This is a genomic window from Oscillibacter sp. CAG:155 (assembly GCA_000436875.1).
GTDB lineage: Bacteria > Bacillota > Clostridia > Oscillospirales > Oscillospiraceae > Oscillibacter.
In genome coordinates, this window is record FR890852.1 from 1 (window position 1) to 1,344 (window position 1,344).

A 1,344-nucleotide genomic window follows, 5' to 3' on the forward strand; every position below is an offset into this window, starting at 1 on the left:
CCCCACCGCCTCGTTGCGCACGATAAAGATCGCCTGCTCAAAATACCGCTGGTCCGGGGATTCCACCACAACCACCCGTCTGGAAATACCTTTTACCATCCGCTTCACGCCTCCTGTGTATTGAGTTGATACTTCCAGTTTTCCGCAGGCGCGGGAAATTTATACTGCTTCACACGGTTTTTGCCCGTCCTTCCCGGGGCAGGTAGAGCACCTGGATGCCGCAGTCATCCGCCAGGGCCTCCCGCTGAATGCTCTCCCGCAAAATCAGCCCCGCCAGGACCTGGGGGTCCTCCCCTTCCCAGCCGGCCAGCAGATCCTGGAGCCATTCGTCCCGGCTGGGATCCGCCACGCCGTCACTGATGAGGACGGCAAAGCTGCCGGGGGCCAGCGTCACCTTCGTCACATCCGGCGCCGCCGGGGTCCCCCGGAGCCCCGCGGGCAGTGTCCCGCCGGTGATTCGCCGGACATTGCCCCCCTTTTTCAGGTAGCTGGGCGCCGCTCCGAATTTATAGAAGGCCGCCTCGCCGGTGTCCGGCCGACAGGTCAAAAGGTCGATGGTGGTAAAGCTTCCGGTCTCGGCGCTGCGCAGCGACATGGCGGCGTTGAGCGTCTTGAGGGCCGCCTCCGGCTCGATGCCCGCCTCCAGGAACTGGCGCACCAGTCGGCAGGCCAGGGTGGACTCCTTCCGGGCCGGTTCCCCACAGCCCATGCCATCCGCCAGCAGTAAGCACAAAAGGCCGGTCTCCGTCTGGAAGGACACCACTGTGTCCCCGCAGGCGCTCTCCCCCGCCTTGGGCCGCAGTGCCGCCCCCACCCGGTAGGCGGGCATCTCCCCGGACACCGCCCGGGCCTCTCCCAGTCCGGCGGCAGTGGCGGTAAGCAGCTCGCTGAGCTGGGCGTACTGGCCCCGGGCGTCCCGGCGGGTCTCCTCCAGCTGCCGCCGGTACTGCCGCCGCAGCAAAAACGCCGTCAGTTCCCCGTTCACCGCCGTGAGAAAGTCCGGCAGGTGGATGCACCGGTCCGCAAAATAGCCGGGGAAATCCTTGGGCAGGGCCCGTCCCCGTTCCAGGAGGAAGGGAGTGGCGTCGTTGAGGGCGTTGAAGGTACCGGTGTACTCCTTCTGCCAGCAGAGATCACACAGCGCGCAGCCCCGGCAGACCTTTTCCGCCGCCCGGTCAAAGATGATGGCCGGGTTTTCCTCGCTGGACACCGGCGCGCTCCGGCCCATGCTGTCGTAAAGGTCCCGCAGTACCGCGGCAGTCCGGGTCAGCTGGGCCTTGAGCCGCTCCAGCGCCGGTACCGCCGTCTCCGGAAGCGCCTCCCGCTGCACCCGTTTTCCCCCGA

Annotated in this window: 1 protein-coding gene; it reads right to left on the reverse strand. The window is 66.7% G+C overall.

Annotation, left to right across the window (positions count from 1 at the left end; translation table 11 throughout):
* Nucleotides 1–169 precede the first annotated feature (169 nt).
* On the reverse strand, nucleotides 170–1,344 hold a 1,175-nt coding region (locus QZL67_RS02245), incomplete at its 5' end, for a SpoIIE family protein phosphatase (protein ID WP_292919698.1).